Source organism: Streptomyces sp. R302 (genome assembly GCF_012927245.1).
GTDB lineage: Bacteria > Actinomycetota > Actinomycetes > Streptomycetales > Streptomycetaceae > Streptomyces.
The window spans coordinates 342,074-362,938 of record NZ_JABBGE010000001.1 but is presented as its reverse complement, the minus strand read 5'-3'; the positions used below and the strand labels follow the sequence as shown (position 1 = coordinate 362,938).

The window sequence follows — 20,865 nt, the reverse complement described above, 5'->3', positions numbered from 1 at the left end:
TCACACTCCGGGGGGCTGCTCCGTGCCGCACCGGCTCGCGGCGGCGGTGGGCTCGCTGGTGAGGGGTGCCGCGCCGGTGAGGGGCGGCTCGCTGGTGAGGGGCGCGGCGCCGGCGAGCGGGGGCTCGCTGGTCAGCGGCGCGGGGCCGGCGCTCGGGGGTTCGCTGGTCAGCGGTCCGGTGGCCGGGGCGGGTCCGCCGGAGGCGGCCTGGCGCGGGATCCGTATCCGCTCGGAGGACTGGCGGGCGGTCGTGGTCACGGGGGTCTCCCGGGTCTGGTGTCGACGGGCGGCCGGGCGCGCGGCTGGTGGCCGGCGTCCGCGGGGTGGGACAACTGAGCCCTACCCACCGCGCCTGCCTTTGCCCCTTTTACCGGTGAGACGTGGCGAAAGGGCGACAGCTCGCCGGAGGTTCACCGGACAAAGCCGACACTTCGCCCCCTCGCATTGACACCTCCGTGCGACGGGTGGTGGGCTCGTAACCCCCTCGTTATCAACCTGCCGGGTGGGGCCCGCTCCTGACGGACCGGCGGGCCCGGGGCCCCGGCGAAGGGAGCCCCCGTGACCCCCGTGCGTTCCGGACGCGGACCGCGCACGGCGACCGCGGTCGCCGCCGCCGTGATCGGCGGCCTGCTCGGCGGTGCCGTGCCCGGCTCGGCGGGCGCCGTCCCCCTCCCGGTGGCGGTGCCCGACCTGGCCGTCGCGCCCCAGGACCTCGTGCGCGCGCCCGCCGGGCCCGCCGCGCGCCCGGACGTGCCCGCGCCCCGGATCGGGGCCGCGTACACGGCTCCGGCGCCGCCCGCCGTCTGGCCCCGGCCGCAGTCGCTGACGGCCGCCGGGCCCGCCGTGCGCCTCGGGGACCGGGTGACGCTGGTCGCGGACGAGGACGCCGATCCGTACGCGCTCGCGGCGCTGCGGGGGCTGCTCGCCGCCGCCGGGGTGCGGACCGTGCACGAGGGGCTGCCGGGCGCGGGCCCGGTCGTCCGGGTCTCCGGGCCGTCCGGGGAGGCGGCGCAGGAGGCGCTGGCCTCCTTCGGGGTGGCCGAGCGGGCCGATCTGCCGTCCGGCGGCTACCGGCTGGCCACCGGCCGCTTCGGCGGGCGGGACACGGTGGTCCTGGACGGGACGGGCGGGGACGGCCTGTTCCACGCCGTGCAGACGCTCCGCCAGCTCCTCGGCGAGGGGCCGCGGGGCGTCGGCGGCGAGGTGCCGGGCGTCGTCGTGCGGGACTGGCCGGGCACCGCCGAGCGGGGGCTCGCGGAGGGCTTCTACGGCACGCCGTGGACGACCGGGCAGCGCCTCGCGATGCTCGACTTCCTGGGCCGCACCAAGCAGAACCGCTATCTGTACGCGCCGGGTGACGACCCGTACCGCGCGGCGCTGTGGCGCGAGCCCTATCCGGAGGCGCAGCGGGCCGGGTTCCGGGCGCTCGCCGAGCGGGCCAGGGCCAACCACGTGACGCTGGGCTGGGCGGTGGCGCCCGCGCAGTCGATGTGCCTGTCGTCCGACGAGGACGTGGCGGCGCTGACGCGGAAGCTGGACGCGATGCGGGAGCTCGGCTTCCGCTCCTTCCAGCTGCAGTTCCCGGACGCCGGGTACGGCGAGTGGACCTGCGACGAGGACGCCGACGAGTTCGGCCGGGACGCGGCGGGCGCCGCCCGGGCGCACGCGCGCGTGGCGAACACGGTGGCCCGGCACATGGCCGAGCGCTTCGGCGACGACTCCGCCGCGGAGCCGCTGACGGTGCTGCCGACGGAGTACTACCAGGAGGGCACCAGCGAGTACCGCTCGGCGCTCGCCGGCGCCCTGGACGCGCGCGTGCGGGTGGCGTGGACGGGCGTCGGGGTGGTGCCGCGCACCATCACCGGCACCGAACTGGCCGGGGTGCGGGCGGCCCTGGGGCAGCGCCCGCTGGTCACCATGGACAACTACCCGGTGAACGACTACGCGCAGGACCGGCTCTTCCTGGGTCCCAGCCGGGGCCGGGAGCCGGTCGTGGCGGCCGGTTCCGCCGCCTATCTGGCGCACGCGATGGAGCAGCCCGCCGCCTCCCGGATCCCGCTCTTCACCACCGCGGACTTCGCCTGGAACCCGCGCGGCTACCGGCCCGGGGAGTCCTGGCGGGCGGCCGTCGCCGACCTGGCGGGCCCCGAGCCGGCCGCGCGGGCGGCGCTCGGCGCCCTGGCGGGGAACGCGGCCTCGTCGATCCTCGCCCCGGACGCCGAGTCGGCCGGCCTGAAGCCGCTGATGAGCGCCTTCTGGTCGGCCCGTGCCGGGGGCTCCGCGGCCGCCCGGGAGAAGGCCGGAAGAGAACTGCGGGCCGCGTTCACCGTGATGCGGGAGGCGCCCGGGCGGCTGGCCGGCACCGCGGACGGCGCGCTGAGGGCCGAGGCCGGGCCGTGGCTGGAGCAGCTGTCCCGGTACGGGGCGGCGGGCGAGGCGGCCGTCGACATGCTCCTCGCGCAGGCGCGCGGCGACGGCCCGGCGGCCTGGCAGGCGCAGCTGCGCCTGGAGCCGCTGCGGCCGAGGATCGAGGCGAGCGGGGCGACGGTCGGCGCCGGGGTCCTGGACCCGTTCCTGGACCGGGCGGCGAAGGAGGCGGCGGCCTGGACGGGCGCCGACCGGGACCCGGAGCGCGCGGTGGACCGGGCCACCGGCTCGTACACGGTGAAGCTGGACCGGGCGCGTCCGGTGGAGTCGGTGACGGTGCTGGCCGGGAAGCCGGCCGGGGCCTCCGCCGGCGGCGACGCGAAGCCGGGCGCGGAGAAGGCGGCGCACGCGCGCGTGGAGGCGCTGGTGACGGGCGAGGGCTGGCGGTCGCTCGGACCGCTCGACTCCTCAGGCTGGACGCAGACCGAGCTGAAGGGGCTGCGCGCGGAGGCGCTGCGGATCGTCTGGGACGGCGAGGGCGCGGCGCCCGACGTGCGGTCGCTGGTGCCGTGGTTCGCGGACGGCCCGAAGGCGGGCCTGGAGCTGGCCCGCACCGAGACGGACCTGGAGGCGGGCGGCCCGGCGGGCCGGGTGGACCTGGAGCTGACGGGGCGGCGGGCGGCCGAGGTGCGGGGCCCGCTGACCGCGCGGGCGCCGAAGGGCATCACCGTACGGCTGCCGAAGGAGGCCTCGGTGGAGCGCGGCGGCACGACGACGGTGCCGATGGAGGTGTCGGTGGCGCCGGGCACGCCGTCCGGGGAGTACCGGGTGCCGGTGGCGTTCGCGGGCGAGGAGCGGGTGCTGACGGTGCGGGCCTTCCCGCGTACCGGCGGCCCGGACCTGGCCCGGTCGGCGACGGCCTCCTCCTCGGGCGACGAGACGCCGGACTTCCCGGCCGCGCTGGCCGTGGACGGCGATCCGGCGACCCGCTGGTCCTCGCCGGCGGAGGACGGCGCCTGGTTCCAGCTGGAGCTGGCCGAACCGGCCCGCATAGGGCAGCTGGTGCTGCACTGGCAGGACGCGCACGCCTCCCGCTACCGGGTGCAGGTCTCGGCCGACGGCCGGAACTGGCGGACCGCGGCGACCGTCACGGACGGGCGCGGCGGCCGGGAGTCGGTGCGGATGGACGCGGCGGACACCCGTTTCCTGCGGGTGCAGGGCGAGAAGCGGGCGACGGAGTACGGGTACTCGCTCTGGTCGGTGGAGACGTACGCGGTGACGCCGGAGGAAGGGCCGGAGAAGCCGGAGGCACCCGAGGAGGAGACGCCGGAGAAGGACGCGCCGGAGGCGGACGCGCCGGATCAGGGCACGCCGGATCAGGGCACGCCGGAGGCGGACGCGCCGGAGGAGGGCACCGCCCCCTGAGCGGCGCCCTCGCCTCCGCGCCCTGTCCCGGGGACGCGAATGGCCCGGATCTCAGCCGGTCGTCAACGCCCCCGCGGGGGTGTCGGCGACGGAGTCGATCCGGGCCATCGCGTCCTCGGCGCCGTACGGCGTGAGGTAGGGCAGCCACCGTGGGTCCCGGTGGCCGGTCCCGATGATCCGCCAGGCCAGGCCGGTGGGCGGCGCGGGCTGGTGGCGCAGCCGCCAGCCGATCTCCCGCAGGTGCTTGTCGGCCTTGAGGTGGTTGCAGCGGCGGCAGGCCGCCACCACGTTCTCCCAGGCGTGCGTCCCTCCCCTGCTGCGCGGGATGACGTGGTCGACGCTGGTCGCCACTCCCCCGCAGTACATGCAGCGCCCGCCGTCGCGTGCGAAGAGGGCCCTGCGGGTCAGGGGAACGGGCCCCCGGTAGGGGACCCGCACGAACCGCTTCAGCCGTACCACGCTGGGCGCGGGGACGATCTGATGCTCGCTGTGCAGGAAGGCGCCGGACTCCTCGATGCAGAGGGCCTTGTTCTCCAGTACGAGGACGAGTGCGCGGCGGAGCGGTACGACGCCCAGGGGCTCGTACGACGCGTTGAGGACCAGGACATGCGGCACGGATGCCTCCTATGACGCCGGCGGCGCGTGGCTCGCGCCGGGACGAACTGCTCTCAGTCTCTCCTCATGCCTGGTCGGAGCGCCACCACGTTCGTGCGATCCCCGGGGGCGGGCCGGACGTGTTCTCGACCACATCGGCATGTCTCCCGGGTATGTGCCCGGGTGAGGTCGCTCTCTCCCTCGAACAGGGCAACGGGTGCGCGTCCGATGCCCCGTTAGGCTGGATGGCCTGCGTCCGCGATGCCTGGAGGTTGTCCCGTGTCCTGGTCCGTCCTGGCCGCCGCCACCGAACCCGAGCCCCTCCCGGTGACTCTGGACGAGGCGGCGGAGAAGGCCACCAACGCGGCGAGCTGGGTGGAGGAGAACTGGTCCACCTGGCTCAACACCGGCCTGCGGATCCTGCTCATCGTGATCGTCGCCCTGCTGCTCCGCTGGGCCGTCCGGCGCGCCCTGACGAAGCTGATCGAGCGGATGAACCGCTCCGCCCAGGCGGTGGAGGGGACGGCGCTCGGCGGACTGCTCGTCAACGCGGAGCGCAGACGGCAGCGGTCGGAGGCGATCGGCTCGGTGCTGCGGTCGGTGGCCTCGTTCCTGATCCTGGGCACGGCGGGCCTCATGGTCCTGGGCGCCTTCGACATCGACCTGGCGCCGCTGCTCGCCTCGGCCGGTGTGGCCGGTGTGGCGATCGGTTTCGGCGCGCGGAACCTCGTGACGGACTTCCTGTCCGGCGTCTTCATGATCCTGGAGGACCAGTACGGCGTCGGCGACTCGGTCGACGCGGGCGTCGCCTCCGGCGAGGTCGTCGAGGTGGGGCTGCGGGTGACGAAGCTGCGCGGCGTCGACGGCGAGGTCTGGTACGTGCGCAACGGCGAGATCAAGCGCATAGGGAACCTCAGCCAGGGCTGGGCGACGGCGGCGGTGGACGTGACCGTCCGGCCGACGGAGGACCTGGACAAGGTGCGGTCCGTGATCACGGCGGCGGGCGAGGCGATGGCCAAGGACGAGCCGTGGAACGAGCGGCTGTGGGGCCCGGTGGAGGTGCTCGGCCTGACCGAGGTGCTCCTCGACCAGATGACCGTCCGGGTCTCGGTGAAGACCATGCCGGGGAAGAAGCTGGGCGTGGAGCGCGAGCTGCGGTGGCGGATCAAGCGGGGCCTGGACGAGGCCGGGATCCGGATCGTCGGCGGGCTGCCCGCGCAGGCGTCGGAGGAGAAGCCGGCCGATCCGACGGCGGGCATGGCGGCGCCCTCGGCGTTCTCCAGCACGGTCTCGCCGCAGTCGGTGGCGACCACGCCGCTGCCGAGGACGGACCTCGGCAAGCCCTGATCAAGCCTGCCCACGACGCCCCCGCCGGTAACGCTTCGGTTGCCGTCGGGGGTGTCGTGCGTCCGTGGGTATTGACGCCCGGCGACGCCCGTCCTACCTTCCTCCCACCGGATAGGAAACTTTCCTAACAGTGCAGCGCATACGGTGTGACGAACAGCGTGACGAGGAGAGCGGCATGGCAGGCACCCAGGGAACCCCTGGCACCCCGCGCGTCCTGCGGGCCATGAACGACCGCGCCGCGCTCGACCTCCTCCTGGAGCACGGCACCCTCTCGCGGACCCGGATCGGCAAGCTCACCGGCCTCTCCAAGCCGACCGCCTCCCAGCTCCTCGCCCGCCTCGAAGCGGCGGGCCTGGTCCGGGTCACCGGCACCACCGAGGGCCGCCCAGGCCCCAGCGCCCAGCTGTACGCCCTCGACCCGGGCGTCGGGTACGCCGCCGGGCTCGACGTCAACCAGCACCGCATCCGCGCCGCCGTCGCCGACATCACCGGCGCCGTCGTCGGCGAGTACGAGCTCCGCACCGGAGGGCGTACCGGCGACGGTGTGGTCCGGCAGGTCACCGACGCCCTCGACGGGGCCGTCAAGGCCGCCGGGCTCTGCCGGGCCGACGTCCGGCGCCTGGTCATCGGCACCCCCGGCGCCTTCGACCCGGCCACCGGACGGCTCCGGTACGCCTCCCACCTGCCCGGCTGGCACTCCCCCACCCTCCTGGAGGAGCTGGCCGCGGTCCTGCCCATGCCCTTCGAGTACGAGAACGACGTCAACCTGGTGGCCATCGCCGAGCGGGCCGTCGGCGCCGCCCGCGGCCACGAGGACTTCGTCCTGCTGTGGAACGAGGAGGGCCTCGGCGCCGCCCTCGTCCTCGGCGGCCGGCTGCACCGGGGCTTCACCGGCGGCGCCGGCGAGGTCGGCTTCCTGCCGGTCCCCGGCACCCCGCTGGTCCGCCAGGTCACCAAGGCCAACTCCGGCGGCTTCCAGGAGCTCGCCGGCGTCCAGACGGTGCCCCGGCTCGCCCGCGCGGCCGGCCTCGACACCCCCGACCACCCCTATGTGCCGGTGGCGTCCGGGCTGCTCGCCCGGGCCGCCGAGACGCCCGACGAGGGGCCGTACGCGGAGCTGCTCGACCGCTACGCCGAGCGGCTCGCCACCGGTCTCGCCTCGCTCACCGCCGTCCTCGACCCCGAACTGATCGTGCTCTCCGGGGACGTCCTCGTCGCCGGCGGCGAGCCGCTGCGGGCCCGCGTCCAGGCCGAGCTCGCCGACCTCGCGGCCTCCCGGCCGCGGCTCGTGCTCACCTCCGTCCCCCGCGAACCCGTGCTGCGCGGCGCGCTGGAGAGCGCGCTCGCCACCACCCGCGACGAGGTCTTCGACACCTCGCGCTGACCCCGCACCACCGCACCGCCCTTCCCCTCAGCCCGCCCAGGGAGACCCCGCCATGTCCGTACGCCCGCGCGGAGCCGCAGCCGCGCTCGCCGCCACCGCCTCCATCGCCCTCTTCGCCTCCGCCTGTACCGGCTCCGCCGGCGACGCGGCGAGCGACGACCCCAAGGCCGAGACGACCATCACCTTCTGGCACGGCTGGACGGCCCCGGCCGAGGTGAAGGCCATCGAGGAGAACGTCGCCCGCTTCACGAAGGCCCACCCGAACATCAAGGTGAAGGTCGTCGGCAACATCAACGACGACAAGCTCGGCCAGGCGCTGCGCGCCGGCGGCTCCAACGGCCCCGACGTGGTCGCCTCCTTCACCACGGCCAACGTCGGCAAGTTCTGCCACACGGGCGCGCTCGCCGACCTCAAGCCCTTCATCGAGAAGGACGAGCTGGACCTCGACAAGACCTTCCCGAAGGTCCTCCAGGACTACACGCAGTTCGAGGGCAAGCGCTGCACGCTGCCGCTGCTCTCGGACGCGTACGGGCTCTACTACAACAAGGACGCCTTCCGGAAGGCCGGGCTGGACCCGGAGGCGCCGCCGAAGACCTGGTCCGAGTTCACCGAGACCGCCAAGAGGCTGACGAAGCCGAAGGGCGACTCGTACGAGCAGCTCGGCTTCATGCCGAACTACCTCGGCTACGAGACGGTCCTCTCACACTACATGTCGCAGTGGGGCCACGGCGGTTACTTCGACGAGGACGGCAAGTCGACGGCCGCGTCCGACCCGGCGTTCGCCGAGATGATGACGTACCAGAAGTCGCTGGTGGACGCGCTCGGCGGCTTCCCGAAGCTGGACAAGTACCGCACCACCTTCGGTGACGAGTGGGGCGTCAAGCACCCCTTCCAGACCGGTCAGGTCGCCATGCAGCTGGACGGCGAGTGGCGGCTGAACTTCATCAAGGACGCCAAGGTGCCCTTCGAGGTCGGCGTCGCGCCGCTGCCGGTCGCCGACGACGAGGCCGCCGAGTACGGCAAGGGCTACCTCTCCGGCACGATCATGGGCATCGCGCCGCAGTCGAAGAAGCAGAACACGGCCTGGGAGCTGGTCAAGTTCATGACCACCGACACCGAGGCGGTGGTGGGCTTCGCCAACGCCATCGGCAACGTCCCCTCCACCCTGGAGGCCCTGAAGTCCCCGGACCTGAAGTTCGACCCGCGCTTCAAGACCTTCCTGGAGATCGCCCAGCACCCGAAGTCCACCACCTCGGACGGCGCGGTGAACGGCTCCGCCTACCAGGACACCCTCCAGAAGTTCGCCCAGCAGTACGAGAAGGGCCAGGTCACCGACCTGAAGAAGGGGCTCGCCGACACCGCCGCCCAGATCGACCGCGACATCGCCGCGGCGAAGTGACGGCCGGAACCCGCCCATGAGCACGGACACCCTGCCCCCGACGGAGGCGGCCGCCCCGGCCGCCTCCGTCCGCGGCGCCGCCGCCGGGGGAAAGAACACCCTGCGGGCCCGGCGCCGCCGCGGCGCGCTGCGCACCCTCGCCTTCATGGCGCCCTGGCTGATCGGCTTCGGCTTCTTCTTCGTCTATCCGCTCGTCTCGACCGTCTACTTCTCGCTGATGAAGTACGACGGGATCAACCCGCCGGAGTGGCGGGGCGCCGGGAACTGGGAGTACGTCTTCACGTCCTTCCCGCAGTTCTGGCCCGCCCTCCGGAACACCCTCTGGCTCTGCGTCGTCATGGTGAGCTGCCGGGTCGTCTTCGGACTCGGCGTCGGCATGCTCATCACGAAGATCAAGACGGGCGCGGGGATCTTCCGCACCCTCTTCTACCTGCCGTTCCTGGCCCCGCCGGTGGCGGCGACGCTCGCCTTCGTCTTCCTGCTCAACCCCGGCACCGGGCCCGTCAACGCCCTCCTGGAGGGCATCGGGCTGCCCGCCCCCGCCTGGTTCACCGACCCGGCCTGGGCCAAGCCGGCCCTGACCCTGCTCGCCGTCTGGGGCATCGGCGACCTCATGGTCATCTTCATGGCCGCCCTGCTCGACGTGCCCAAGGAGCAGTACGAGGCCGCCGAGCTGGACGGCGCGAACGCCCGGCAGCGGTTCCGGCACATCACGCTGCCGAACATCTCGCCGATCATCCTCTTCGCGGTCGTCACCGGGATCATCGGCGCGATGCAGTACTACACGCAGCCGATCGTGGCCGCCAAGGTCGCCTCGGGCAAGATGGGCGGCTCCGGCGAGACCTTCGTCCCCGGCTATCCGGACGACTCCACGCTCACCCTGCCGCAGCTCGTCTACAGCCTCGGCTTCAGCCAGTTCAACTACGGCGCGGCCTGCGTGGTGGCGCTGGTGCTCTTCGCCCTCTCCATGGCCTTCACCGCGCTGCTCATGCGCCGGCGCGGCGGCCTGATCGGCTCGGGTGACTGAACCATGACCGTGTCCCTGACCGCACCCGCCGCCCGGACGGCCCGGCGCAAGGCCCTGCTGCACTGGATCGCCGTGCACTCCCTCGGGATCGCCGCGGCCCTCTTCTTCGTCCTGCCGTTCGTCTTCGTCCTCCTCACCTCGCTGATGAGCGACCAGCAGGCGCTCACCCGCGATCTCACCCCGGACTCCTGGCACTTCGAGAACTACCTGAAGGTCTTCGAGACCGACGGCTTCCTCACCTGGTGGAAGAACTCGCTGCTGTACGCGGGCCTCGGCACCGTCCTCGTCGTGGTGTCGTCGATACCCGTCGCGTACGCGCTCGCCAAGTTCCGCTTCCGCGGCCGGCACCTGTCGCTGCTGCTCGTGATCTCGATGATGATGCTGCCGCCGCAGGTCGTGATCATCCCCATGTACCTGTTCTGGGCCAAGCAGATGGACCTGTCCGGGACGCTGTGGCCGCTGATCGTCCCGATGGCCTTCGGCGACGCCTTCGCGATCTTCCTGCTGCGCCAGTTCCTCCTCACCATCCCCGACGAGTACGTCGAGGCGGCCCGCATCGACGGCTGCGGCGAACTGCGCATCCTGCTGCGGGTCGTGCTGCCGATGGCGAAGCCGGCCGTCGCCGCCGTCGCCCTCTTCCAGTTCTTCTACTGCTGGAACGACTACTTCGGGCCGCAGATCTACGCCTCCGAGAACCCGGCCGCCTGGACGCTCAGTTACGGCCTGGAGTCCTTCAAGGGCGCGCACCACACCGACTGGAACCTGACCATGGCCGCGACCGTCCTGGTCATGGCCCCCGTGATCCTCGTGTTCTTCTTCGCCCAGAAGGCGTTCGTCGAGGGAGTCACCCTGACCGGAGTGAAGGGCTGATACCGGAATGAAGCTCGCTGTCGTGGGGGGCGGGTCCACCTACACCCCCGAACTGATCGACGGATTCGCGCGGCTGCGCGACACCCTGCCCCTCACCGAACTCGTCCTCGTCGACCCGGCCGCCGACCGGCTCGACCTCGTCGGCGGGCTCGCCCGCCGGATCTTCGCCAAGCAGGCGCACGAGGGCCGGATCACCACCACGACCGACCTCGACGCCGCCGTCGAGGGCGCCGACGCCGTCCTCCTGCAGCTCCGCGTCGGCGGCCAGGCGGCCAGGAACCAGGACGAGACCTGGCCCCTGGAGTGCGGCTGCGTCGGCCAGGAGACCACCGGCGCCGGCGGCCTCGCCAAGGCGCTGCGCACCGTGCCCGTCGTCCTCGACATCGCGGAGCGGGTCCGGCGCGCCAACCCGGACGCCTGGATCATCGACTTCACCAACCCCGTCGGGATCGTCACCCGCGCCCTGCTCGACGCCGGGCACAAGGCCGTCGGCCTGTGCAACGTGGCCATCGGCTTCCAGCGGAAGTTCGCGAAGCTCCTCGACGTGGCACCCTCCGAGGTCCACCTCGACCACATCGGCCTCAACCACCTCACCTGGGAGACCGGCGTCCGGCTCGGCGGCCCCGACGGCGAGGACGTGCTGCCGCGGCTGCTCGCCGAGCACGGCGACGCCATCGCCGCCGACCTGCACCTGCCGCGCCCCGTCGTGGACCGGCTCGGCGTCGTGCCCTCGTACTACCTGCGCTACTACTACGCGCACGACGAGGTCGTCGAGGAGCTGCGGACCAAGCCCTCGCGGGCCGCCGAGGTCGCCGCGATGGAGAAGGAACTCCTGGAGATGTACGGCGACCCGGCGCTCGACGAGAAGCCGGCGCTGCTCGGGAAGCGCGGCGGCGCCTTCTACTCGGAGGCGGCCGTGGACCTGGCGGCCTCGCTCCTCGCCGGCGGCGGCTCGCCGCACCAGGTGGTGAACACGTACAACAACGGCACGCTGCCGTTCCTGCCGGACGACGCCGTCATCGAGACGCAGGCGGCGGTCGGCACGGGCGGGGCGGTGCCGCTGCCGGTCGCACCGGTGGACCCGCTGTACGCCGGGCTGATCGCGAACGTGACGGCCTACGAGGACCTGGCGCTCGACGCGGCCCTGCGGGGCGGCCGGGAGCGGGTCTTCAAGGCGCTGCTCGCCCACCCGCTGGTCGGGCAGTACGCGTACGCCGAGCAGCTCACCGACCGCCTGATCGCGCACAACCGGGAGCACCTGGCGTGGGCGTGAACGGGACGCTGCTCGCGGTCGACGCGGGCAACAGCAAGACCGACGTCGCGGTGCTCGCGCCGGACGGCACGGTGCTTGCCTCGGCGCGCGGCGGGGGGTTCCAGCCGCCGGTGGTGGGGGTGGCACCGGCGGTCGACGGGCTCGCGGAGATCGTGGGGCGGGCGGCGGCCGACGCCGGCGTCCCGCTGTCCTTCGCGCACGTCACCGCCTGCCTCGCCAATGCCGACCTTCCGGTCGAGGAGGCGGCCCTGGAGCGGGAGTTGCTCGGGCGGGGGTGGAGTGCCTCGCTACGGGTCCACAACGACACCTTCGCGATCCTGCGGGCCGGGCTCGACGAGCCGCGCGGCGTGGCCGTGGTCTGCGGGGCGGGCGTGAACTGCGTGGGCATGACCCCGGACGGGCGGACCGCCCGCTTCCCGGCGATCGGGAAGATCTCCGGCGACTGGGGCGGGGGCGGCGGGCTCTCCGAGGAGGCCCTGTGGTTCGCGGCCCGCGCCGAGGACGGGCGGGGCGAGCCGACCGCGCTGGCGCGGGCGCTGCCCGCGCACTTCGGCCTGGAGTCGATGTACGCGCTGATCGAGGCGCTGCACCTGGAGCGCATCCCGCAGGGGCGCCGGCACGAGCTGGCACCGGTCCTTTTCCGGGTGGCGGCGGAGGGCGACCCGGTGGCGCTGGGTCTGGTGCACCGGATGGCCGAGGAGGTCGTGGCCCTGTCGGCGGTGGCGCTGCGGCGGCTCGGACTCCTCGGCGAGGAGGCGCCGGTGGTCCTCGGCGGCAGCGTCCTCGCCGCCCGGCACCCGCAGTTGGAGGAGCGTATCCGTGAACTCCTGGCCGTACGGGCCCCGAAGGCGGCGGTGCGGTTCGTGACGGCGCCGCCGGTGCTCGGCGCGGGGCTGCTCGCGCTCGACGAGTGGGGTGGCGCGGAGCCGGGGGCGGCGGAGCGGCTGCGGGGGCAGTACCCGGGCTGACCCCACGACATGTTCACCTGTTCGAGCGATCCCCCGGGCGGAACCGATCCGGGGGATCGGGCGTTTTCAGAACGAGAGTGTTCGAGTCGAGTTCGAGCCGAATCCAAGCTGGATCCGAGCTGGATCCGAGCTGGATCCGAGCTGGATCCGAGTTGAATCCGATGGGAGTTCGAGTTGGATTCGAGTGGGATTCGATTCGGGTTCAAGTTGGACTTGAGGAGAGTTCGAGGGGACTTCGAGGAGGGTTCGAGAAGGGTTCCAGCGGGGGCCGGGGCGGCGGCGAAGGGGGCTCGCCCGCGGAACTCCCCAGCGCGTGGGGCACGATAGGCACAAGATCGTGTCATTCCCGGTGTGCGGGCGGGCCGCCTGCGGCCATACTGCTCGCCGGGGTCGATCGACGTCGAGACCGAGGGGGAGGTCACGTGACACAGCCACCGAGCGCGCCCGCCGCGGCGCCGCACGGCCCGGCGGCCGCGGCCGCGCGGCCGGTCGTGCCGGGGCAGGTCTCGCGCGCCGCCGCCGGGACCGACGGGGCCGCATCGCCGCCGCCCGCGCGGGGCGCGTGGGCGACCGGGCGCGAGGTGCTGCGCGAGGCCGCGACGACCGAGCCGGGACGGCTGCGGATCCTCGGGGCCGTCCTGGCGCTGCTCGTCCTCGCCCTCGGCACGGTCGCCGGCCTTGAGGCGGCCGACCGGGCCGGCTCCGCCGAGGCCGTCGTCGGACGCAGCCAACCGCTGAGCGCCGACGCCGCCGCGATCTACCGCTCGCTGGCCGACGCCGACTCCACCGCCGCGGCCGGCTTCCTCGCCGGCACCCTCGAACCCGCCGAGTCCCGCGCCCGCTACGACCGCGACCTCGCCACCGCCTCCCGGCTCCTGGTGAAGGCCGCGGCCAACACCGACGGTTCGGACGAGTCCGCCCGCGAGATCACCGCGCTCAACGAACTGCTGCCGCGCTACGCCGGACTGATGGAGCGGGCCAGAGCCGCCAACCGGCAGGGCCTCCCGCTGGGCGGCGCCTATCTGCGGTACGCCAACCAGGAGATGACCACCCGGCTGCTGCCCGCCGCCGAGCGGCTCTACGCGGCCGAGACCGCCCGGCTGCACCGGGACGACGACGACGCCCGCGCCTGGCCCTACCTGGCGCTCGGCGCCGGGGTGCTCGCCCTCGGCGTCCTCGTGTGGGCGCAGCGGCGCGAGTACCGCCGGACCAACCGCGTGTTCAGCCGGGGGCTGCTCGCCGCCACCGCCGCCACCGTGGCGGTGCTGCTCTGGCTCGCCGGGGCGCACGCCGTGGCCCGGGCCGGTCTGGGCTCGGCGCGGGCCGAGGGCCAGCAGTCGCTCCAGCTGCTCAACGAGGCGCGGATCAGCTCCCTCAAGGCCCGCGCCAACGAGAACCTCACGCAGGTCGCCCGGGGCGCGGTGCTCACCGAGGACGGCAAGGACGACAAGTACGAGGCGGAGTACGCGAAGGGCATGGCGGCGCTCGTCGACGCGCTGGCCCGCGCGACGCGGCTCGCCGAGGACGAGGCGGGCCGGGCGCCGCTGGCCGAGGCCACGGCCCGGGCCGGCGAGTGGCGGGAGCGGCACGCCGCCGCGCGGGAGCTCGGCGAGGCGGGCGACTACCAGGCCGCCCTGGACCGGATCATCGGCCCGAAGGGGACCGGCGAGGCGAAGGAGTCGGCCGGCTGGTCCTTCGACCAGGTCGACGCGGCCCTGGAGCGGGCCCTCACCCACGAGCAGGAGCAGTTCACCGGCTCCGCGCGCGGCGCGGTGGACGCGCTGACCGGGCTGCCGCTCGGCGCGGCCGCGCTCGGCGCCCTCGGCGCCCTCGGCGCGGTGCTCGGCATCAACCGAAGACTGTCGGAGTACCGGTGAGAGGAGGCGGAATGACACCCGACGACGCGTCGGTGGCACGGCGGGCGGCCCGGCGGCTGCGCGGCTGGGGCGGGGTGGCGGCGATGGGCGTGGCCTGCGCGCTGACCGCCTCCCTCACCCTGCTGCCGCTGGCCCGGGGCGGGGACGGCGCGCCCGCGCCCGCCGGCCCGTTCGGGCCGGGACCCGGCGTGGGCACCGCCCTGCAGGTCAAGGCCGACACCTGCGAGCACCCGGAGGCCTCGCTGCGGCCCTCGGCCGAGGACGGGCCCTCGGTCGCCGCGATCAAGCGGCGGGGCAAGCTGATCGTGGGCGTCGACCAGTCCAGCTACCGCTGGGGCTTCCGCGACCCGGAGACCGGCACCCTGGAGGGCTTCGACATCGCCCTGGCCCGGGCGATAGCCGAGGACCTGCTGGGCAGCGAGGACGCGGTCGTCTTCCGCGCGGTGCCCACCAACCAGCGGATCGCCGCCCTGGACACCGGCAAGGTGGACCTGGTGGTCCGCACGATGACCATCAACTGCAAGCGGATCAAGCAGGTCGCCTTCTCCACCGCCTACTTCCGGGCGGGCCAGCAGGTCCTCGCCCCGAAGACCTCCCCGATCACCGGCCACGACGCCTCCCTGAAGGGCCGCCGGGTGTGCACCGCCGAGGGCTCCACCGCCCACGAGGCGCTGGAGGAGCGGTCCTTCGGCGCGATCATCCGGGACGAGGGGGAGGGCACCCCCGCCGACCGGAACCTGCTGACCGTGCCGAACCAGCTGGACTGCCTGGCCCGGCTCCAGATGGGCGAGGTCGACGCGATCGTCACCGACAACGCCCTGGCGGCCGGACAGGCCGCGCAGGACCCGGCGGTGGAGCTGAAGGGGAAGCCGTTCACCGAGGAGTACTACGGGGTGGCGGCCAGGCTCGGCAACGACGACCTGGTGCGCCGGGTCAACAAGGTCCTGGAGGAGTACCGCAAGGGCCGCTGGCAGGAGGCGTACGGGGTCTGGCTGGAGGCCGGGCTCGGGAAGGCCGAACCGCCCGAGCCGCTGTACAAGTAGGCCCCCCGCAAGGCCCGCACGGAGCGAAGGAGATGAGGAGAGCGATGGGCGTCACGGGACCCCCTGGGCCGGTGATGGACCGGGACGAGGTGGACCGTGCGCTGGCGCGCCTCGGCGCGGAGCACAAGGCGGTCGAGGACTCGCTCCTCGCGCTCCAGGACCACGCCGGCCGGCGGCTCCTCGAAGGCGCCGGGCTCACCGGCACCACCCGGGAGCGCTGGGCGTCGACCGAGCGGACCATCACCGTGCTCTGGAGCTGCTTCGACGCGTACACGGCGGCGCTGCGGGAGGCCCGCGAGGTCCGCTCGCGGCACAAGTGGCCGAACCGCGAGGAGCTGGCCGAGCTGACCGAGCGGCTGCGCGGCGACTCGGTGCACGTGCCGGGCGGCGCCGGCGAGGAGGCCCTGCTCGCCGAGCGGTTCACCCTCGACGGCCTGGTGCGGCGGATGAACGAGCTGTACGCGGCCTCCCTCGACGTGGTGGTCACGGCGGACGCGGTGTGGTCGGCGCTGCCCGCGCGGATAGACCTGCTCGCCGCGGAGCTGGGCCGGACGCGTTCGCTGGCGCACTCGGTGGGGGTGCGTCCCGGAGAGCATCCGGCCGGGGACGAGCTGGAGTCGATCACCGCCGAGCTGACCGAGCTGCGCTCCCTGGTGGTGACCGACCCGCTGGCGTTCTGGCGCCCGGCGGCGGGGAGTTCGGCGCCCGGCGGCGGCCGGCCGGACACCGCGCGGTACGACCGGGCGGCGCTCGCCCTGGAGGACGTACGGCGGGAGATCGAGGCGGTCCTCGCGGTGCGGCAGGACTCCGAGGAGCGGCTGCTCCGGCTGCGGGACGTGCTGTCCCGGGCGGACCGGACGCTCGCCGAGGCGCGGGTGGCGCGCGGCGAGGTCCTCGCGAAGATCGCCGCCTCGGAGGTGCCGGCCGTGAGCGGGCCGCCGACGGCGCTCCAGGAGCGGCTCCAGACCGCCGCCGAGTACCGCCGGCACGCCCGGTGGCACCGGCTTTCGCCGCTGCTCGACGCGCTGGAGCGGGAGGCGGAGGAGGAGTTGCTGCGCGCCCGCGACGAGCTGACGGCGGTGACGGCGCCGCTCGCGGTGCGGGCGGAGCTGCGCGGCCGGCTCGACGCGTACCGGGCGAAGGCGGCCCGGCTCGGCGGGGCGGACGACCCGTTCCTGACCGAGCGGTACGACACGGCGCGCCGCATGCTGTGGAGCGCGCCCTGCGACCTGCGGGCGGCGGAGCAGGCCGTGCTGCGCTACCAGCGGGCGGTGGCGGACCTGCTGTCCGGCCCGTCGGACGGTCCGTCGGACACGGGAGGACGACAGTGGTGAGCGGTCTCAGAGCGCCGGGGGGCTGCCAGCGGCCCAGCTGCGAGGGCGCGTACGAGGACGTGGGCGGCGGCGAGCTGTACTGCGACACGTGCGGGCTGGCGCCGGTGGTGGCGCCGAACGGCCGGCTCCAGGCCAATCCGACCGGGGTCGCCGTGCCCGGCAAGCCCGGCACCGGGACGGGTACGCGCACCGGGGCGGGCGCGGGCTTCGGCGCGCCGTCCGAGGCGGCGGCCTGGGGGCCCGACTCGGCGTCCGCGCGCAGCGGTTCGCGGGCGTCCTCGCGGGCCTCGTCCCGCTCGTCGTCCTCGCGCCGCTCGGTGTCCGGGCGCCTGTCGCGGGCGCTGTCGGGGCGGGGCACCGGCCGTTCGGTGTCGGTGCGCAGCTCGGGTTCGTCGGCCGGGCAGTCGGCCCGGAAGCGGCTGGGCGCGGGGCTCGTCGCGATCCCGGAGGTGCCGCGTCCGGATCCGCGCGCGGCGGTGATGGCGAACCCCGAGGTGCCCGAGCGGAAGCGATTCTGCTCGCGTTCCGACTGCGGGGCGCCAGTGGGCCGTCCGCGCGGCGGGCGGCCGGGCCGCACCGAGGGCTTCTGCACCTCGTGCGGGCACCCGTACTCCTTCGTGCCGAAGCTGCGCTCCGGCGACGTGGTGCACGGGCAGTACGAGGTGGCGGGCTGCCTCGCGCACGGCGGCCTCGGCTGGATCTACCTCGCCGTCGACCGGGCGGTCTCCGACCGCTGGGTGGTCCTCAAGGGCCTGCTCGACACCGGCGACCAGGACGCCATGGCGGCGGCGATCTCGGAGCGCCGCTTCCTCGCCGAGATCGAGCACTCCAACATCGTCCGGATCTACAACTTCGTCGAGCACCTCGACCCGCGCACCGGCTCACTCGACGGCTACATCGTCATGGAGTACGTCGGCGGCAAGTCCCTCAAGGAGATCGCCAACGACCGGCGGACCCCCGAGGGCCGGCGCGACCCGCTCCCCGTCGAGCAGGCCTGCGCGTACGGCATCGAGGCCCTGGAGGCCCTCGGCCACCTGCACAGCCGCAACCTGCTGTACTGCGACTTCAAGGTCGACAACGCCCTGCAGACCGAGGACCAGCTGAAGCTCATCGACATGGGCGCGGTCCGGCGGATGGACGACGACGAGTCCGCGATCTACGGCACGGTCGGCTACCAGGCGCCCGAGGTCGCCGAGGTCGGGCCCTCGATCGCCAGCGACCTGTACACGGTGGCCCGCACGCTCGCCGTGCTCACCTTCGACTTCCAGGGCTACACCAACGTCTTCGCGGACTCGCTGCCGGAGCCGGAGCACATCGAGGTCTTCCAGCGGTACGAGTCCTTCTACCGGTTGCTGGTGCGGGCCACCGACCCGGACCCGGCGCGCCGCTTCGCCTCCGCCGAGGAGATGGCCGAGCAGCTCACCGGGGTGCTGCGGGAGGTCGTCGCCCTCCAGTCGGGGCGGCCCCGGCCCGCGCTCTCCACGCTCTTCGGCGCGGAGGTCCGGGTCACCGACACCGTGCTCTTCGCCGAGGACTCCGGCGACGTGTCGGTGCTCGGCGCGCGCCGCACCGGCCGGGCCCGCCGCTCCGCTCCCCCGGCCGCCGCCGGCGTGCCGGCCGGGGAGGGCCTCGGCGCGCTGCTCACCCCGCTCGACGTGGCGGCCACCGCGCTCGCGCTGCCGGTGCCGCGGGTCGACCCGGCGGACGCCAACGCCGGTTTCCTCGCCGGACTGCTCGCCGCCGCGCCCGCCGAACTCCTCGGCGCGCTGCGGGCCGCGCCCGCCGACACCCCCGAGCTGCGGCTGCGCGCCCTGCGGGCCCAGCTCGACCTGCGGGACCTGGTCTCCGCCGGGCAGACGCTCGCCGCCCTGGAGCAGTGGGACGCCGACGACTGGCGGGTGGTGTGGCACCGGGGCGTCGCCTCGCTGGTGGGCGGCGACCTGACACACGCGGCGCTCGCCTTCGACGCGGTCTACGACGCCTTCCCCGGCGAGCCCGCGCCGAAGTTGGCGCTCGGCGTCTGCGCGGAGGTCCTCGGCCAGCTCGACAACGCCGCCGAGTACTACCACCTGGTGTGGGCGACCGACCCCGGCTTCGTCAGCGCCGCCTTCGGCCTCGCCCGGGTGCGGCTCGCCGCCGGGGACCGTACGGGGGCGGTCGCCGCCCTCGAATCCGTACCGGAGTCCTCCATCCACTACACGGCCGCCCGCGTCGCGGCCGTCCGGGCCCGGCTGCGGCGGCGGCCGCCGCGCGAACCGCTCGGCGCCGACCTGACCGCGTCCGCCGCGCAGGTCTCCGCCCTGGGCGGCTTCGGCCTCGACCCGGTGCGCCGGGAGCGGTTGGCGACGGAGGTGCTCGGTACCGCCCTCGACTGGGTACTCTCCGGAAGTCCCGGTGCCGCGCCGGGCGGCGGGCAGCCGCTGCTCGGAAGCGCACTGGACGAGAACGGGCTCCGCTTCGGCCTGGAGCGCGCCTACCGGGCGCTGGCCCGGCTCGCCCAGCGGGGCGAGGAGAGGATCGAACTGGTGGAGCGGGCCAACCGCTACCGCCCCAGGACGTGGGTGTGAGGATGGACCAGAAGCCCCAGCCGCCGTCGCACGGCCTCGCCGTCTGCCCGGACCCGGAGTGCGGGGAGCCCGTGGACCCGAGAGACCGCTTCTGCGGTGCCTGCGGCCACGAACTGACGGCCGCCGCGGAGCTGCCGGCCGGGCAGGACCGGCCGACCATGCCGATCGCCGCGCCCGTCTGGCCCGAGGCCCCGCCCCGGGACCCCGGCTCGCTGTCGACGCTCACCCAGCACCCGGGCGAACTGCCGGGCACCGACTCCGGCGGGCGCGACCTGCCGACGGGCCCGGTGCGCACCGACGAGCCGGTGCCGGCCGCCGCTCCGCCGCGCGGGGAGACGGTGCGCGGCGGCGGCGACTTCGAGCTGGCCGCGCCGGATCCGCGGGCGGCGGAGCGGGTGGACGCGGACGTACCCGTGGTCCCGGAGGGCTCCGAGGGGCTCTGCGTGGCCTGCCGGGCCGGGCGGGTCGACGGCGACGGCTACTGCGAGAACTGCGGGCACGCCCAGCCCCGCGAGCGCGACCACATGGAGCGGGAGCTCCGCACGGTGGCCGCCGTCAGCGACCGGGGGCTGCGCCACCACCGCAACGAGGACTCGTTCGCGCTCGCCGAGACCAGCCTGCCCGACGGCCGGCCGGCCACCGTCGCGATCGTCTGCGACGGCGTCTCCTCCGCCCACCGGCCCGACGAGGCGTCGGCCGCCGCCGCCCGCGCGGCCGGGGCCGTACTCGGCGAGGCCCTGCCCCGGGGCACCCACCCGCAGCAGGCCATGCACGAGGCGATCGTCGCCGCCGCCGAGGCCGTCACCGCGCTGGCCGGCGCGGAAGCGGCGGGCCCCGACGCCCCGCCCGGCGGCAACTCCCCCGCCTGCACCATCGTCGGTTCCGTCGTCACCGACGGGCTGCTCGTCGTCGGCTGGGTCGGCGACAGCCGCGCCTACTGGGTGCCCGACGACCGCACCGCGCCCGCCGCCCGGCTCACCGAGGACGACTCGTGGGCCGCGCAGATGGTCAAGGCGGGCCTGATGAACGAGGCGCAGGCGTACGCGGACGAGCGCGCCCACGCCATCACCGGCTGGCTCGGCGCCGACGCGTACGAACTGGAGCCGCACACCGCCGCGTTCAAGCCCGACCGGGCCGGGGTCGTCGTGGTCTGCACCGACGGGCTGTGGAACTACGCGGAGGCCGCTGGGGCGATGGCCGGGGCCGTCCCCGCCGACGCGGCGCTCCGTCCGCTGCACGCGGCCCGGGTCCTCGTCGGCCACGCCCTCGACGGCGGCGGACACGACAACATCACGGTCGCGGTGACGCCGTTCGCCCCGACGCCGTCGGGGGCACCCTCCCCCTGACCGCCCGTCACCTTCCTTCGTCGCCCCCGAGGAGCCGAAACCAG

15 protein-coding genes are annotated in these 20,865 nt (G+C 74.6%); 13 read left to right on the top strand and 2 right to left on the bottom strand.

The features are described 5' to 3' along the window. A complete protein-coding gene (locus HHL19_RS01595) occupies positions 1-225 on the bottom strand; it encodes a hypothetical protein (RefSeq protein WP_346768262.1) in 225 nt (74 codons plus the stop codon). A 342-nt stretch (positions 226-567) separates the two neighbouring features. On the opposite strand from HHL19_RS01595, the gene HHL19_RS01590 reads away from it, so the two are divergent. After that, positions 568-3,792: a beta-N-acetylglucosaminidase domain-containing protein gene (locus HHL19_RS01590; protein WP_169086200.1), complete on the top strand. Its 3,225-nt coding sequence runs from the start codon at positions 568-570 to the stop codon at positions 3,790-3,792. Positions 3,793-3,843: 51 nt separating this feature from the next. Here HHL19_RS01590 and HHL19_RS01585 read toward each other — a convergent pair whose 3' ends face one another. Continuing rightward, on the bottom strand, positions 3,844-4,407 hold the full coding sequence (locus tag HHL19_RS01585) for an HNH endonuclease (RefSeq protein ID WP_043230089.1): 564 nt from the start codon (positions 4,405-4,407) through the stop codon (positions 3,844-3,846). Positions 4,408-4,665: 258 nt separating this feature from the next. Between HHL19_RS01585 and HHL19_RS01580 the strand changes: the two genes are divergently transcribed. From HHL19_RS01580 to HHL19_RS01525, 12 genes are all read left to right on the top strand, one after another. Then, positions 4,666-5,733, top strand: coding sequence for a mechanosensitive ion channel family protein (locus tag HHL19_RS01580; protein WP_346768226.1), 1,068 nt, complete (start codon positions 4,666-4,668; stop codon positions 5,731-5,733). Between the two features lie 175 nt (positions 5,734-5,908). Beyond that, positions 5,909-7,117: an ROK family transcriptional regulator gene (locus HHL19_RS01575; protein ID WP_169084748.1), complete on the top strand. Its 1,209-nt coding sequence runs from the start codon at positions 5,909-5,911 to the stop codon at positions 7,115-7,117. Between the two features lie 52 nt (positions 7,118-7,169). Continuing rightward, positions 7,170-8,516: an ABC transporter substrate-binding protein gene (locus HHL19_RS01570; protein WP_169084746.1), complete on the top strand. Its 1,347-nt coding sequence runs from the start codon at positions 7,170-7,172 to the stop codon at positions 8,514-8,516. 145 nt (positions 8,517-8,661) lie between these two features. Beyond that, on the top strand, positions 8,662-9,543 hold the full coding sequence (locus tag HHL19_RS01565) for a sugar ABC transporter permease (protein WP_240981409.1): 882 nt from the start codon (positions 8,662-8,664) through the stop codon (positions 9,541-9,543). Between the two features lie 3 nt (positions 9,544-9,546). Next, positions 9,547-10,413 (top strand): carbohydrate ABC transporter permease, encoded by an 867-nt coding sequence (locus tag HHL19_RS01560; RefSeq protein ID WP_169084742.1) that lies wholly within the window; start codon positions 9,547-9,549, stop codon positions 10,411-10,413. Between the two features lie 7 nt (positions 10,414-10,420). Then, entirely contained in the window at positions 10,421-11,686 is a 1,266-nt protein-coding gene (locus HHL19_RS01555; protein WP_169084740.1) for a 6-phospho-beta-glucosidase, read from the top strand. Next, positions 11,677-12,654: a BadF/BadG/BcrA/BcrD ATPase family protein gene (locus HHL19_RS01550; protein ID WP_169084738.1), complete on the top strand. Its 978-nt coding sequence runs from the start codon at positions 11,677-11,679 to the stop codon at positions 12,652-12,654. The genes HHL19_RS01555 and HHL19_RS01550 overlap by 10 nt, the downstream gene beginning before the upstream one ends. Before the next feature lie 581 nt (positions 12,655-13,235). Then, on the top strand, positions 13,236-14,531 hold the full coding sequence (locus HHL19_RS01545) for a hypothetical protein (RefSeq protein ID WP_346768261.1): 1,296 nt from the start codon (positions 13,236-13,238) through the stop codon (positions 14,529-14,531). A gap of 11 nt (positions 14,532-14,542) precedes the next feature. After that, complete coding sequence (locus HHL19_RS01540) at positions 14,543-15,574, top strand: glutamate ABC transporter substrate-binding protein (RefSeq protein ID WP_169084734.1); 1,032 nt, start codon at positions 14,543-14,545, stop codon at positions 15,572-15,574. A 44-nt stretch (positions 15,575-15,618) separates the two neighbouring features. Beyond that, positions 15,619-16,908: a hypothetical protein gene (locus HHL19_RS01535; RefSeq protein WP_169084733.1), complete on the top strand. Its 1,290-nt coding sequence runs from the start codon at positions 15,619-15,621 to the stop codon at positions 16,906-16,908. After that, positions 16,905-19,475: a tetratricopeptide repeat protein gene (locus tag HHL19_RS01530; RefSeq protein ID WP_346768225.1), complete on the top strand. Its 2,571-nt coding sequence runs from the start codon at positions 16,905-16,907 to the stop codon at positions 19,473-19,475. Before HHL19_RS01535 ends, HHL19_RS01530 begins: the two co-directional genes overlap by 4 nt. Beyond that, positions 19,472-20,821, top strand: a complete 1,350-nt coding sequence (locus HHL19_RS01525; RefSeq protein WP_346768224.1) for a protein phosphatase 2C domain-containing protein — start codon at positions 19,472-19,474, stop codon at positions 20,819-20,821. Before HHL19_RS01530 ends, HHL19_RS01525 begins: the two co-directional genes overlap by 4 nt. Positions 20,822-20,865 lie beyond the last annotated feature (44 nt).

Bases quoted from the DNA above. Each gene is read 5' to 3' on its own strand.
- HHL19_RS01565 (WP_240981409.1), top strand. From the start codon at position 8,662: ATGGCGCCCTGGCTGATCGGCTTCGGCTTCTTCTTCGTCTATCCGCTC.
- HHL19_RS01560 (WP_169084742.1), top strand. From the start codon at position 9,547: ATGACCGTGTCCCTGACCGCACCCGCCGCCCGGACGGCCCGGCGCAAG.
- HHL19_RS01540 (WP_169084734.1), top strand. From the start codon at position 14,543: ATGACACCCGACGACGCGTCGGTGGCACGGCGGGCGGCCCGGCGGCTG.
- HHL19_RS01555 (WP_169084740.1), top strand. From the start codon at position 10,421: ATGAAGCTCGCTGTCGTGGGGGGCGGGTCCACCTACACCCCCGAACTG.
- HHL19_RS01570 (WP_169084746.1), top strand. From the start codon at position 7,170: ATGTCCGTACGCCCGCGCGGAGCCGCAGCCGCGCTCGCCGCCACCGCC.
- HHL19_RS01535 (WP_169084733.1), top strand. From the start codon at position 15,619: ATGGGCGTCACGGGACCCCCTGGGCCGGTGATGGACCGGGACGAGGTG.
- HHL19_RS01575 (WP_169084748.1), top strand. From the start codon at position 5,909: ATGGCAGGCACCCAGGGAACCCCTGGCACCCCGCGCGTCCTGCGGGCC.